The sequence below is a fragment of the Candidatus Sulfotelmatobacter sp. genome, from assembly GCA_035498555.1.
GTDB lineage: Bacteria > Eisenbacteria > RBG-16-71-46 > RBG-16-71-46 > RBG-16-71-46 > DATKAB01.
On sequence record DATKAB010000166.1, the window covers coordinates 20,143 to 34,398 of the forward strand.

Annotated in this window: 8 protein-coding genes and 3 tRNA genes; 9 read left to right on the plus strand and 2 right to left on the minus strand. The window is 69.4% G+C overall.

The window, feature by feature from the left end; translation table 11 throughout:
* Positions 1–30 precede the first annotated feature (30 nt).
* The 6 genes from VMJ70_13415 (at position 31) to VMJ70_13440 (ending at position 8,428) form a co-directional block, all read left to right on the plus strand.
* Positions 31–1,185: a cysteine desulfurase family protein gene (locus VMJ70_13415; protein ID HTO92125.1), complete on the plus strand. Its 1,155-nt coding sequence runs from the start codon at positions 31–33 to the stop codon at positions 1,183–1,185.
* A complete protein-coding gene (mnmA, locus tag VMJ70_13420; GenBank protein HTO92126.1) occupies positions 1,182–2,270 on the plus strand; it encodes a tRNA 2-thiouridine(34) synthase MnmA in 1,089 nt (362 codons plus the stop codon). Before VMJ70_13415 ends, mnmA begins: the two co-directional genes overlap by 4 nt.
* Positions 2,267–3,187 carry a class I SAM-dependent methyltransferase gene (locus VMJ70_13425; GenBank protein ID HTO92127.1) on the plus strand — a complete coding sequence of 307 codons (921 nt, stop codon included), beginning with the start codon at positions 2,267–2,269 and terminating at the stop codon, positions 3,185–3,187. Before mnmA ends, VMJ70_13425 begins: the two co-directional genes overlap by 4 nt.
* A gap of 114 nt (positions 3,188–3,301) precedes the next feature.
* Positions 3,302–3,769, plus strand: coding sequence for a GAF domain-containing protein (locus tag VMJ70_13430; GenBank protein ID HTO92128.1), 468 nt, complete (start codon positions 3,302–3,304; stop codon positions 3,767–3,769).
* A 10-nt stretch (positions 3,770–3,779) separates the two neighbouring features.
* Positions 3,780–6,584 (plus strand): PAS domain S-box protein, encoded by a 2,805-nt coding sequence (locus VMJ70_13435; GenBank protein HTO92129.1) that lies wholly within the window; start codon positions 3,780–3,782, stop codon positions 6,582–6,584.
* Between the two features lie 185 nt (positions 6,585–6,769).
* Positions 6,770–8,428 (plus strand): S8 family serine peptidase, encoded by a 1,659-nt coding sequence (locus VMJ70_13440; protein ID HTO92130.1) that lies wholly within the window; start codon positions 6,770–6,772, stop codon positions 8,426–8,428.
* Positions 8,429–8,444: 16 nt separating this feature from the next.
* Here VMJ70_13440 and VMJ70_13445 read toward each other — a convergent pair whose 3' ends face one another.
* Positions 8,445–11,084, minus strand: a complete 2,640-nt coding sequence (locus VMJ70_13445) for a M1 family metallopeptidase (GenBank protein ID HTO92131.1) — start codon at positions 11,082–11,084, stop codon at positions 8,445–8,447.
* Between the two features lie 190 nt (positions 11,085–11,274).
* On the opposite strand from VMJ70_13445, the gene VMJ70_13450 reads away from it, so the two are divergent.
* The 3 genes from VMJ70_13450 to VMJ70_13460 all read left to right on the plus strand — a co-directional run bounded on the left by VMJ70_13450 (position 11,275) and on the right by VMJ70_13460 (position 11,560).
* Positions 11,275–11,360, plus strand: a tRNA-Ser gene (locus VMJ70_13450).
* A gap of 9 nt (positions 11,361–11,369) precedes the next feature.
* Positions 11,370–11,461, plus strand: a tRNA-Ser gene (locus VMJ70_13455).
* Positions 11,462–11,483: 22 nt separating this feature from the next.
* A tRNA-Arg gene (locus VMJ70_13460) sits at positions 11,484–11,560 on the plus strand.
* A 100-nt stretch (positions 11,561–11,660) separates the two neighbouring features.
* On the opposite strand, the gene VMJ70_13465 is transcribed toward VMJ70_13460, so the two are convergent.
* Positions 11,661–12,959, minus strand: coding sequence for a transglutaminase domain-containing protein (locus VMJ70_13465; protein HTO92132.1), 1,299 nt, complete (start codon positions 12,957–12,959; stop codon positions 11,661–11,663).
* Between the last annotated feature and the right edge of the window lie 1,297 nt (positions 12,960–14,256).

A 14,256-nucleotide genomic window follows, 5' to 3' on the forward strand; every position in this document is an offset into this window, starting at 1 on the left:
GAGGCGCGCGGCGCCGCGCGGTCCTTCTCCATGATCTACTTCGATCACAACGCCTCGACTCCGGTCCGGCCCGAGGCGCGCGACGCGATGGGCGTCGCGCTCGCCGAGCTGCACGCCAATCCTTCCAGCCTGCATCACGAGGGCCAGCGCGCGCGCGCCGCGATCGAGCGGGCGCGCGAGCAGGTGGCGTTGCTGGTGCATGCGCGCCCCGACGAGGTGATCTTCGTCTCGGGCGGCACCGAGGGCGATCACGCCGGGCTGATTGGCCTCGCGCTGGCGGCGAGCGCGAAGGGCCGGCGCGTGGCGTTCGGCGCGCTCGAGCACCACGCCGTGCACGGTGCAGCCGAAGTGCTGGAAGGGCTGGGCTTCGAGAGCTCGCATCTGCCGGTGGATGCCCGCGGGGTGCTGCGGCTCGACGGACTCGAGGAGCTGCCGGGCGATGCGACCGTGCTGGCGCTGATGCTGGCCAACAACGAGACCGGCGTGCTGCAGCCGGTGCGCGAGGCGGGGGAGATCGCGCGGCGCAACGGCTGGACGATTCATTGCGATGCGGTGCAGGCCGCCGGCAAGGTGCCGGTGGACTTCGAGGCGCTGGGAGTGGACGCGCTGGTGATTTCGGCCCACAAGCTCGGGGGCCCGAAGGGCGCGGGCGCGCTGATCCTCAGGCGCGGCACGCCGTGGAAGCCCCTGTTCCGCGGCAGCGCGCACGAGCGCGGCCGGCGGGGCGGCACCGAGAACCTTCCCGGGATCGTCGGCTTCGGGGTCGCCGCCGAGCTGGCGGCGAGCGAGCTCGCCAGCGAACCCGCGCGGCTCCTGGCGCTGCGCCGGCGATTCGAGGACGGCCTGCGCGGGATCGCGCCCGACGTGGTGATCCATGGGCGTGACGCCGAGCGGCTGCCCAACACCGTCAACGCGTCGTTCCCGGGAGCGCGCAGCGACCATCTGCTGATGGCGCTCGATGCGCGCGGGGTCGCGGTTTCGGCCGGCGCGGCGTGCGCGAGCGGCGCGGTCGAGCCCTCGCCGGTGCTCGCGGCGATGGGAGTGCCACGCGAGATCGCGGTGTGCGCGCTGCGTTTCTCGATGGGCCGCACCACCACTGCCGCCGAAGTTGGCGCGGTGCTCGCGGCGCTGGCGGAGAGCGTTCCGGCGGCACGTTCGGCGTCGCTCTCGGGAGCCCGGTCGTGAAGGTGCTCGCCGCGATGAGCGGCGGCGTGGACTCGGGGGTGGCTGCGGCGTTGCTCGCCGAGCGAGGCGACGCGGTGACCGGCGTGACGCTCAAGCTGTGGTGCTACGGCAGCTCGCCGGTGAGCCCGCGCGCCTGCTGCACGCTGGACGCGATCGACGACGCGCGCGCGGTCGCCCGCACCATGGGCTTTCCGCACTTCGTGGTCGAGGCCGAGGACATCTTTCGCTCGCGGGTGCTGCAGCCCTTCCTCGACGACTACGCGCACGGGCGTACGCCCTATCCGTGCGCGCTCTGCAACCAGCACCTCAAGTTCGGCGACCTGGTGACGCGCATGGAGCTGATTGGCGCCGAGCGCCTCGCCACCGGCCACTACGCGCGCGTGCGGCGCATGGAGGACGGCGAGTGGGCCCTGCTCCGCTCCCGCGATCGCGACAAGGATCAGTCCTACGCGCTGGCGCTGATCCCGTACCCGGTGCTGTCGCGGGTCGAGTTCCCGCTCGGCGAGCTCGAGAAGTCCGAGGTCCGCGAGCACGGCCGCCGGCTCCATCTCCGCTTGTGGGACAAGCCCGAGAGCCAGGACCTGTGCTTCGTTCCCGACGGCGACTACGCCGGCTTCGCGACCGCGAAACTGGGTGAGAGGCGCGGCACCACGCCGGGCGCGTTCGTGGACGCCGGCGGGCGCAAGCGCGGCGAACACCGCGGCATCTTCCACTACACGGTCGGCCAGCGGCGCGGCCTCGGACTGTCGGACGCCGAGCCGCTCTACGTGATCGGCATCGATGCCGCGGCCAACACCGTGACCGTGGGTCCACGGCGCGAGCTGCTCGCGGACGGTCTGATCACCGCGCCGGCCAACTGGCTGATGCCGCGCCCGCCGCGGCCGGGGACGCGCGCCGAGGTCCGGATCCGCTACCACCACGAGCCGGCCTGGGGGTCGCTCGAGCCGCTCGCCGACGGACGCGTGCGCGTATGCTTCGATCAGCCGCAGAGCGCGGTCGCGCCCGGCCAGCTGGCGGTGTTCTACGCCGGCGATCGGGTGCTGGGCGGCGCGCCGATCGAGCGCTCCGGGCTCGCCGCGGCGTGAGCGGCGCGCTCCCGACCCGCACGCTCGATCGCTGCCTGGTGTGCGGGAGCGGCGAATTCGCTCCGCTGCCACTGGTGTACGAGTTTCGCGGCCGTTTCCCGCTGGTCGAATGCCGCGGTTGCGGGATGCGCTTCCTGCGCGTGCAACCCGTGGGCGAGGGGCTGGCCGAGCTGTACGCCCCGCAATACTTCGAGCGCGACTTCCGCTGTGGCCGCAGCGCCGCGGCGGCCACCGATCGAGACGCGTTCCGCGCCGAGAACCGCGCGCTGCTCGAGGAATTCGAGCGGCTGGTGCCCGGTCGCGCCGTTCCGCGCCGGCTGCTCGAGATCGGCTCGGCCGCCGGCTGGTTGCTGCTCGAGGCGCGCGAGCGCGGTTGGAGTGCGCGCGGCGTGGAACTGTCGGCCGACGCCGTCGCGCGCGCGCGCGCGCTCGAACTCGACGTCATTCACGGCGATGTGACCGCAGCTCGGCTGCCGGACGAATCGGCGGATCTCGTCTACATGGGAGACGTGCTGGAGCACGTTCCCGATTGCCGGGCCGTGCTCGAGGAAGCGTGGCGCGTGCTGGCGCCGGGCGGATTCCTCTACCTGCGCGGGCCGATCACCACCCATTCGCTCGGGCGCGCGTTCGCGTTGCGCTTCTGCCGCATCACCGGCCGTGAGCTGACGCTCCGCGAGCCGCCCTATCACCTGTGGGAATTCACCCCAGGCACGCTGGAGGGGTTGCTCGAGCGGGTCGGATTCGCGAGAGTTTCGGCGCGCCAGACCAAGATCCCGCCCGGCCGGCCCCATGGTTGCAAGTCGTTGCCGGAACGCGCGGCGCTGCTGGCCTTCGATCTCGTGAACTGGCCGATCACCCGGGTCTTCAACGCCCGCGGCGACCGGATCCAGCTGGTCGCTCGCCGCCCGGCCCGCTGATCCGGCAACCCTGCGGGCTCAAGGCCTCGCCGCCAGGTCCCGATAACCCTCCCGGATATCCCCGACCCCCAGGGTGGCGCCTGCCATGCCCGGGCGCGGGTCCGGAGGCATTTCATGAAAGTCGATCGTCTGCTCGAGCGCCTCGAGAAGCTGCGGGCCCAGAACGTCGGTCTGGATGTGCTGCTCGAAGCCGCGGTGCGCGGAGTCAACGAGCTGAGTCCGCGATTCCACTGGACGGGGATCTACGAACTCTTCCCGGACGACGTGCTGAGACTCGGGCCGTTCGTCGGGCCTCCCACCGACCACGTCTTCATCTGCGTCGGACGCGGCGTGTGCGGCACGGCGGTGGCCGAGAAACGGAACATGAACATCCCCGACGTGCGCCGCATCGCCAACTACCTCGCCTGCAGCGCCACCACGCGATCGGAGCTGGTGGTGTTGATCCGCACCGGCGACACGATCCACGCCCAGATCGACATCGACAGCAACGAAGTGGCGGCGTTCGACGACGACGCGGTGACCCAGGTCCAGCGCATCGCCGACTGGCTGGCCGAGTTGTACCAGGCTCGCCGGGCCGCCTGAGTCCGCGTCCGTGGATTCCACTCGTGCGTCCCGGGAGCTGGCCGAGGCGCTCGAGCGTCTCGAGCCCGCGCTCACCGCGCTGACGGTTCCCGAGGCGCTGTCGAACGGCGCCGCCGCGGTCGCGCAGTGGGTCGGGGTGCCGACCTGCGCCGTCTTCCTGCTCGAAGAGGATCAGGTGATCGCCGAAGGCTGGTATCCCGTCGGCGCCGACCTGGTGGCCGGGCGCCGCGGCGCATGCCGGCAGGCGGCGGCGGCCGCGATCGCCGCGGCGCGCGATTTCGAGGAGCGCCTCGACGAGGGTGATCCGCGCGCCATCGTCTTCCCGGCCGGGCCATCGCTGCGTGGGGTGGCGTGTCTCACGCGCGGGGAGGAGCCGCTGCCCGACTCGATCCGCACCGACCTGCTCGACGCGCCGCTGCGCGTGTTCGGATTGCGCCTGCACGCCCTCCACATGTCCACTGCCGCGAGCAGCACCCGCGGCCAGTACGAGCACTGGTTCCGCACGCTCGACGAACAGGTCCGCGTGCTCGACCGCGAGCGCCAGAAGTTCGCGGCCATCGTGCAGCAGTCCGACGCTTCGGTATTCGTGGCGGATCAGGATCGCACCGTGCGCTGGACCAACCCCACCATGCTGCATCGCGGCGTCGGCGGCGGCGAGGCCAAGCTGTGGATCGGCAAGCCGTGCAGCGCGGTGTGCGCGCGCATGGGCGAGGACCCCGAACGGGGCTGCGCCGAGTGCCCGCTCGCCAGGTCCTTCGGCGAAAACCAGGTGGTGCACCGCGAATTTCGCTGGAGCCGCCAGGGCGAGACCTTTCACCACTACATGACGGTGCTGCCGATTCGCGGCGCCGATGGGCGTCCCCAGGAAATGATGGTGATGATCCAGGACCTGGGCGGCCTCGAGACGCTGCGCAAGTCGGAATCGCGCTACCGGCTGCTGTTCGAGCGCAGCACGCGCGCGATCCTGCTGGTGGATCCGAAGACCTGCGGCATCCTTCAGGCCAATCCCATGGCGGTTCGCATGACGGGCTATGCCGCCGACAAGCTCGCCGGCATGCAGCTGCGCGAGCTCCATACGCCGCAAGAATGGGAGCGTCTCGAGAGCTACTACCGGCAGGGCTTCGGCCAGCGCTCGCTCGAACCGCGCGAATGCCGGATCCGCGCTCGTGAGGGCGCCGAGCGCATCGCGATGGTGGCCGGCATGCGCTACGACCTCGGCGATCAGGAAGTGGTGATGCTCGACTTCCAGGACGTGACCGAGCGCCGCCGAGTCGAGGAGGCCCTGCGCAAGGCCGAGGCGTCGTTGCGCACCGTGGTGTCGCACGTCCCGATCGTGTTGTTCTCGCTTGACCGCGACGGCATCTTCACCATGTCGGAAGGGCGCGGACTCGAGTCGCTCGGATTGCGGCCCGGCGAAGTCGTGGGGCGCTCGGTCTTCGACATGTACGAGGGCGTTCCCGAGCTGCTGGAATACATTCGCAAGGCCCTCGCCGGCCACGAATTCACCGCCACCGTGGACGTCGCCGGGCTCACGTTCGAAACCCGCTACACGCCGTTGCGCGACGCGCGCGGCGCGGTGGTCGGAGTGATCGGCGTCGCGATCGACGTTTCCGAACGCCGGCGACTTGAGGACCAGCTCCTGCAGGCTCAGAAGATGGAGGCGATCGGCCGACTGGCGGGCGGCGTCGCCCACGATTTCAACAACTTGCTCGCCGCGATCCTCGGGCATTCGGAACTCATGTTGCGCCGACTGCCGGAACGCGACGCGCTGCGGCTCGGAATCGAGGAGATCCACAAGGCCGGCGGCCGCGGCGCCCTGCTGACGCGCCAGCTGCTGGCCTTCAGCCGGCGCGACGTGCCCTCGCCGCAGCCGCTCGACCTCAACGTGGTGGTGGGCGAGATGGACGGCATGCTGCGCCGCCTGATCGGCGAGGACATCGAGCTGGCGACCGAGCTGTCGCCCGACCCGCTGGTGGTGCGCGCCGACCGTGCCCAGGTGGAGCAGGTGGTGCTCAATCTCGCGGTCAACGCGCGCGACGCCCTGCCCGAAGGCGGGCGCATCACGCTCGAGGTGCGAGGCGTCGAACTGAACGAGGAAGGGATCCCGCGTGAACCGCGCGACCATACGAGCTCCCATGTCCTGATCGCGGTGCGCGACAACGGCTGCGGCATGGACGAGGAAACCCTCACCCACGTTTTCGAACCCTTCTACACCACCAAGAGCCACGGCAAGGGCACCGGCCTCGGGCTCTCCACCGTGTACGGGATCGTCGAGCGATCGGGCGGGCACGTCCGCGTCGAGAGCACGCCGGGCTGCGGTTCGAGCTTCTTCGTCTACCTGCCGCGCGTACCGCAGGAGCAGGCGCCCGAGCGCGAAGTGACGGGCGGCGAGATGCCGCGCGGCGACGAGACCGTGCTGCTGGTCGAGGACGAGAACGCGGTGCGCGATCTGGTGCGCGAGGCGCTCACGCTCCAGGGCTACCACGTGCTGACCGCGCCGGGCGGGCCCGAGGCGCTGCAGATCGCGGGCGCCTTCCGCGGCGACATCCACCTGATGCTCACCGACGTGGTCATGCCGAGAATGGGCGGCGCCGAGCTGGCGCGAATGCTCTCGCAGAGCCGGCCGGGCACGCGCGTGCTCTACATGTCGGGCTACACCGACGACGCGGTGGTGCGCCATGGCGTGCTCGAGGCCCGCGTCGCGTTCCTTCAGAAGCCCTTCACTCTCGACGCGCTGGCGCGGCGGGTACGCGAGGTGCTCGACGCGCCCGAGAGCGAGGCGGCCCCACCCGTGCGCGAGACCCGGGCCGCCTGACGGGCCCGATCCGGGCCCCCGATTCTGGGGTATCATCTTCTCCGTCGCGCGCGACCTCGCCATCCGTCGAGGCCGGCCGCTCCGCCCCCACGGAGGTCCGTATGCTCCCCCAGCGCACCGGTCTCTTCCGGCTCATGCCCTTGCTGTTGGCCGCGCTCGCGTCATCCGCGCCCCGCGCGCATGCGATGCCCGTACGAGTCCCGGCGCATCTCGACTTCGTTCCAGGTGAACTCGTGGTCGCGCTTCCCGAGGGGCAGGGCTTCCCGCGCGGCGCTCAGGGTGAGGCGCTGGTTCCCGACGCGAAGATCGCCGGCCTGTTCGCCCGACTCGGCCTCGCGCCGGTGCGCGCGCTTGGCGGCGCGCCGGGCGCGAACGCCGAAGCCGGCTCGCGCTACGCGCTGCTGCGCAGCCCGGATCCGGGCTTCGACCCGATCACGGCCGCGGCCGCGCTGCGCGCCAGCGGCCGGTTCGGTGCGGTCTCGCCCAACTACCGCTTTCGACTGCTTTCCACGTTGCCGGACGACACCTATCTCGGGGATCAGTGGTACGTGCAGGGCTCCGCCGGAGAGGACATCCATCTACCCCAGGCCTGGGACGTGGCCAAGGGCGACACCTCGGTGGTGATCGCGCTGCTCGACACCGGCGTGGACCTCGGGCACGAGGATCTCGCGGGTCAGATCTGGACCAACCGCGGCGAGATTCCCGGGAACGGCGTGGACGACGATCACGACGGCTTCATCGACGACGTCCACGGCTGGGACTTCGGCGACGGCGACAACGACCCCGACCCGGCGCCCATGTTCGACGACATCGGTCTCGACGAGGGTTTCCACGGCACCTTCTGCGCCGGGATCGCTTCGGCCGCCACCAACAACGCCGCCGGCATCGCCGGCGCCGGCTGGAACTGCCGCATTTTGCCGCTGCGGATCTTCGACTCGACCGGCAACGCCACCAGCGCCAGCATCTCGGACGCGTTCGGCTACGCGATCGCCCACGGCGCCGGCGTGATCTCGATGAGCTTCGGGGGACCCGGCGACCCCGGCGTTCCGGAATTCTTCCAGGCGCTGCTGGACGACGCGCGCGCGGCCGGCATCGTGTGCGTGGCGGCGGCCGGCAACGACGGCGATAGCACGCGCGTCTATCCGGCCGGCTGCGATCACGTGATCTCGGTGGCGGCGACCACCATGGACAACGTGCGCGCTGACTTCTCGAACTTCGGGTCGTGGGTGGACGTGGCCGCACCGGGAGAGACCATGTGGTCGTCGATCTGCCGCAACTACGTGATCGACGATTTGAGCCAGATCTTCTACATCTATTTCTTCGGCTGGGACGGCGAGAACCCCTACATGTTCGGCGACGGCACCTCGTTCGCCTGTCCGCTGGTGGCCGGGGTGTGCGGGCTGATGCGCGCGCGCGCTCCGTCCCTTACACCCGACCAGATCGCTGCGCAGCTCATCTCGACCGGGGACGTCGTGGCCTACGACGAGCCGATCGGTCCCAAGGTGAACGCGTACCGCGCGGTGACCACAGGCATCACGGCGGTGGACGTGGTCCCGGTCTTCGCCGGGCTCTCGCTCGACGCCCCGGCGCCCAATCCATCCACCGGGCCCGCCCGACTCAGCTTCGCGCTGCCGGCCGCCGGCTCGGCCGAACTCGCGGTCTTCGACGCGGCCGGACGCCGCGTGCGCATCATCGCCTCGGGGCGCTTCACCCCCGGCGATCATCTCGCGAGCTGGGATGGCGCGGACGAGAGCGGCGCGCGAGCGCCGGCCGGCCTCTACTTCGCGAGGCTTTCGCACGCCGGCCGCAGCCGCACGGTGCGGATCGTGCGACTGGGCCGGTAGGCGATTCGTCGACCGCCTAGGGGCGGCCGGCCACGCTCTTGAGGTAGGCCCCGAAGCGCGCGCCGTCGCGCTGCGACATGCGCACGCAATCATCGGTGCCATCGGCGATCCGCGAGAGCGTGAACTTTTCGCCCGGGAAGCTGTGCGCGGGCTCGGCGAAGAACTGCTCCGCGGATTGCACGCGCTCGGACGAGCAGCCTCGGATCACCGGCACCAGGCGCGTCACCATGTGGCGCGGAATGCGCGTCACCACCGAGTCGTAGTTGGACGACATCCAGCGGTAGATGCGGTCGCGACTCGGCGGCCAGGCCGAGAGCCCCTCGGGCAGCGTGATCACCTCCTGCGGCCGCAGCGGTCCGGTGAGCACGTACTTCAGCTCCTGATCGACGAGCGAGGGTTCGCGCACGCTGCTCATCGCCGTCAGGTACTGCGCGCGATCGGTCGGAATCGCCGCGCTCTCGAAGCGCGAGGTGAGCTTCGCGAGCAGCGCGGCGTTGCCGGTCTCGGCGGCGAGCGGCAGCGCGGCTTCCGCCAGCGAGGGATCGACCGTCGCGCCGCCGAGGATCTTGTCGGTGGTGGCGTTGGCCCAGGCGCGTACTTCGGTGTCGCGCCCCATGTCGCCGAGCGCGCGCAGCAGCCGCGGGCGCATCAGCGTGATCGCCGGAATCTCGGCGGGTCTGGGATCGATGCCAATCCGTTCGAGGCACGGGCGCAGCTGCGATCGGACCTGCTGGCCGAAGGCTTCCTCGACGTCCGCCGACACGAGCGGCTCGCGAATCGCCTCGAGGCCGGCGATCACCGAGGCGGTCACCTCGGGCTCGGTGTCGTCGCGGAACGCGGCGAGCAACGGCAGGAAACTCTCGGGCGCCAGCATTCCGGCGCGCAGCAGCGGCGTGAGATTGCGGATGAAGCCGATGCGTTCTTCGGGCGTGAGCTTTTCCCGGTCGGCGGCCATGCGCGTGAGCATCTCGGACGGAACCGACCACTGGTAGTAGCCGCTGGTGCCGGCGTTGGGAAGGATCCAGTCGGGCCTGGCGCCGCCGTCCAGCGCGACGGTGGCGGCCGAGTCGGTGAGCCACACGCGCTGCTGGTGCATGGTCGCGCCGGTCGGGTAGCTCATCACCACCGGGATACGCCACAGCGTCGTGGACGTGCCGGTCGCGCCCGAGGAGAAGAAGCGGCGCTGGCGTAGCCGCACCCTGCCGTCGGCGAGCGGCTGGACCGAGACTAGCGGCACTCCGGCCTGATCCAGGAAGCTCGACATGGCCGCGTTGATGTCGTCGCCCGAGGCGTGCGAAATCGCGGTCCACAGATCGGTGCCGACCGCGTTCTTCCACTCGTGCGCCTTCAGGTACTCGGCGACGCCGGCGCGGAACCTTTCCTCGCCGAGCCAGCCTTCAAACATGGTGAGCACCGCCTGGCCCTTGTTGTAGGTGAGTTCGTTGGCGTTGGCGCTCAGGTTGTCCTCGGATTCGATCGGGCGGCGCATCGCGCCGGTGGAAGGCCGCGCGTCGGTCTCCATCGCGCGGAAGGCGCCCTCGAGAGAGTTCTGGCCCGATCGGTACTCGGGGAACACGCGATCTACGGTCTTGGCGGCCATCCAGTTCGCGAACGATTCGTTGAGCCACAGATCGTCCCACCAGCTCATGGTGACCAGATCGCCGAACCACATGTGCGCCATCTCGTGCGCGATTACGCCGCGCAGCGCGCGGCGGTCGGTGGCGCTCGCGCCGTGCGGATCGAGCAGCAGCCGCCGGTCCGCGAAGACGATGGCGCCGGCGTTTTCCATCGCGCCGTAGAGGAATTCGGGCGCGGCGATGAGGTCGAGCTTGTCATAGGGATACGGCCGTCCGAAATACTTCTCGTGCCCGGTGAGGAGCGGCCCCGCGACACTCGCGGCCTCGGCGGCCAGCGCCGAGCTGCCCTTCACGCACACGATGTTCCCCGGCACCGACATGCCATGGATCGGCACCAGATCGAACGGCCCGACCGCGATGGCGATCAGGTAGGAGGGGAGCGGTTTGGTCCTGGCGAAGGTCACGATGCGGCTCGCGCCCTTCGGCTCCTCCTTCTCGATGGGCGTGTTGCTCACCGCCACGTAGGCGGACGGCACGGTCAGTGAAATCTGCCACGGGAACTTGAACGACGGCTCATCCCAGCACGGGAACGCCTCGCGTGCCTCGGTGGCCTCGAACTGGGTGAACAGGTAGGAGTGCCCGCCGGCCTTCACGCGATAGAGCGCGGCCGCGCGCACGCTGTAGTTGTTGGTGAACTCGAGGGTGAGCGTGTAGTGGCCTGGCGCGAGCGGCCTGGCCGGCGTGAGCGCGATCTGATCCGGCGGCAGCACCTCGATCTTCGCCGCGGCGCTTCCGCCGGGTCCCGAGATCGTCGCCTTCTGCACCGTCAACTCGCGCGCGTGCATGCGGAACTTGTCGACCTTGCCGGCCACGTCGAACTCGGCTTTCACCGTGCCCTTGTAATTCGGCTGATCGGGGTTGGCTTCGAGCCAGACCGATTCGAAGGTCGGTTTGACGTCGGTGCCGAGCCGGGGATTGGGGCCGGCGGCTATCGTGGCGGCGGCAAGCAGCGGGGAAAGGATCAGGGCGGCGAGCAGCGGGCGAAGCCCGAGACGATCTGCAGGGGAAGAGCGTCGCAAGGGGACCTCCAGGGGCACGAGAGGCGGGGACGAGGCGACAGCGCGGGCCGAGTCGCGAAGATTGCACGAGTTTCGCGCCTCGCGCCACAATTTCCCGCCGGTCGTACGGACAGAGGCGTGCGAGCCGTGGACTTGCGCGCCCGAATGGCGCGGGGTAATGTCCCCGACCGCTCACACTCGGCGGTCTCGCGGAGGGATGGCCGAGTGGTTTAAGGCGCCGGTCTTGAAAACCGGAGAGCGAAAGCTCCGTGGGTTCGAATCCTACTCCCTCCGCCAGAGCATTTTGGAGAGGTGGCCGAGTGGCTGAAGGCAGCCGCCTGCTAAGCGGTTGATCGGGTAAAACCGATCCGGAGGTTCGAATCCTCTCCTCTCCGCCAGTCCCCGCCGCGGAATCTGGGTGCGCCCTTAGCTCAATTGGATAGAGCGTCTGACTACGGATCAGAAGGTTGGGGGTTCAAATCCTCCAGGGCGCGCCAACTTACGCGGGTGCCGACTCGCGATGTGGCTGGACGTGAGGCGGATCACGCCTGCTCCTCGCCCCGTGTCAGATCTTGAACGGCGTTGCTGAGGTCGGCCCTATTTCATGAACATGATGCTCAGTTGCTTGTTGTCAGCTACGGCGACCAGATGACCGCGCTCGTTGAGTCGCGGGCTCGACGCGAGCCAGCCATCCCAATCTGCGCGTGCCTGCCGGGACGCCGCCGTCCATGCTTCCGGATCAGCAGAGGCGCTCCGCGCGAGCTCGCGAGTGGCCTGTTGTCCCGCGCCGAGCGCGGCGTTCAACACGCCCACCCATCGACAGTCGTCGCAATCCCGGTCGAACTCCACGAGCGCGAGATACGGGAGGCACGCGACTCCCCCCGGGCGCGCCTCGGCCCCCTTGAATTCCGCGGCTCGCCCGACGAGCGAGACGTTGATCTGCATGCACGCGGCCCAGGGTGCCTGAAGGCGCGAGGGTTCAACGCGAACCCAGCCTTGCGTCGGGGTCCACGCTTCGACGATGACGTGGACTTCATGGGGGCCCGCCCAGGTAGCGATACCGCTCAGCATTCGCGCGGGTATGCCGTTGGCACGGAGCAGAGCAACCATGAGATTCGCGCGGCTGACGCACGAGCCCTGGTAGGTCAAGGCTGCCACGGCGTCGAAGGTCGCGACGCCGGACAGAAGATTCGCCTGGCGACCATAGAGGGTGGTTAGTGTTCTCTGGATGATATCCGCGACATCGCTTGATCCGGACCGAATGGCCCGTGCGATCCTGACGATCTGCGAATCCGCGGACTGCGCGCACGGCGTGGGCTCGAGCCATTGTCGAGTCTGTTCGGGCCACGCCGCAGGCAGATTCGCGTGCGCGAGGGGGGTCAGCCTTTCCGGAAGAACCAGGACACGTGCGTTCCAGTGGAGTAGCACCCCTCGTCCGAGCCCGGCGGGCATGTCCCGTGCGCCGTCTCGCGCATCGATCGCGAGTTCCGCGACGGCATTGCCAAGCGTATCCCGGCGAATGCGCGCCGAACGGAGGCTGGAGGCTGGCTCGGTCCAGAGATCGAGGCCAATGGGGATCTGGTGAGAATCGGACAGGGGCAATGCTACTTGGAGCCGGACGAGGTCATCGCCGGCGCCAGCCGCCGAGGGTTTCCCGACCTGGCTGACGCTTTGAACATCGAACACATATGCGCTGTCTCCGGCCGCGTACCCGGCGAGTTCGGGCATGCGTGCCGTCCGCTCCTCGAGCGACAATTCGGCAAGCGGCACGAGCGAGAAGTCGTCGAGCCAAACCGACCCTCCGCCCAGCAGCATGGCGACCAGGTCGATTCGCGCGCTTCCTTCGACGATGTCGACCGTTCCCTGGAGCTGCGTCCAACCGAATGACCCCGTCAAGCCCGATCGGCGTTCCGTCGAGCCAAACGACACCGGTGTGCCCGTCGCCGACAGGACGCGGACCCCGAGCACTGGTTCGGCGGTGCAACTTTCGCCTCGGACCCAGGCGCGGAACCGAAGCCGGGAGCCGACTGGAATCTCCCTGACGCGGAATGCCCAGCCAGGAGAATTGGAGTAATCGCGGGAGCTGTCGCGAGACGGCGAACTCAGGAACAGTCCAGCTGTTCCATTCCGCCCGAGACCAGCCGACCACCGCGCGACCCCCCCTCGCGGCCCCGAATGGCAGCGCCACCCGGACGTGTCGGAGTCGACCGAGCCATTTGTGATCAGTTCGCGAGTGAGATTGCTACCTGTGACCTCGGCCCGAGCGGTTGGGGGGGAGGTGGAGGAGGCGAAGCTCGCGGTAGTGACGCACAAGACTACTGCCAGCGGGAGCCAACATCGGCATCGGCTCCTTGCTCGTTCTCGAAGCGCAGCCAGCGCGTCGCGGGCCGTATCCGCAGCACTGAGGATGTGCGTCCGCTCAGGCATGGATTGCAGAGACACTCTAGCCGGCCTTATTCGTGAACGCGCCGATGGCGAGATCGGAGCAGCGTGAACGAGTCTTGAGAATCGCGGCGGAGCTTGCGTGAGGATGGTCGTGGACCGCAAGGGCCGATCGGGGAGTGCGAACGGTGGCGTCTGGGCATGGCCGCGCCCGGCGAGATCGCGACGGCGAGGTGAAGCGACCGATCTCAGCCGGGGTCGCGCCGCTGCGCATCGCGATGGTTTGCCAGGCGTCGCGGAACGGGAACGCCGCCGGCAGGCGACGCGCGAGCCGGCGCGCCGAGGCGATTATCTGGGCACCGGGCGCCTCGTCAGACGTCTCGTCGATGCACCCTTTGCGGCAGGGCGTTGGTCGGCTGAATGGGATGGGTCATCAGAACAGACCGGGCGTTCGCTTCCCGGTGTCCACTTCTATCGGATTCAGGCCCGCTTGAACCACAGCCAACGGTGGCTCGTACTCCTTCCCTAAGTAGCGACATCCGGCGGGGAGCACCGCGGTTGTCCTGCTGAGGCCGCGGTATTCCTCATCTACCATTCCTGGATCCGTCGCGCACTGCTTTTCGCGCTTCTGCCCGCCACCCCGCGAATCGCTGACGCCGCCAGAGCGGGAATTCACGGCCAGCTCCTCGTCTGTCGAACCCAGTCGGTTACGGGGCCGTGTGGATCCAGGCCTGTTTGACCGCCACGCCTCCCTTGCCGTCTAGTGCGTCGCACTCCACCCACGCTGAGTCGTAGGTCCCAACATCGCCGT

Excerpts from the sequence above, each read along its gene's own strand:
- VMJ70_13415 (HTO92125.1), top strand. The coding sequence starts at position 31 with ATGATCTACTTCGATCACAACGCCTCGACTCCGGTCCGGCCCGAGGCG.
- VMJ70_13430 (HTO92128.1), top strand. The coding sequence starts at position 3,302 with ATGAAAGTCGATCGTCTGCTCGAGCGCCTCGAGAAGCTGCGGGCCCAG.
- VMJ70_13440 (HTO92130.1), top strand. The coding sequence starts at position 6,770 with ATGCCCGTACGAGTCCCGGCGCATCTCGACTTCGTTCCAGGTGAACTC.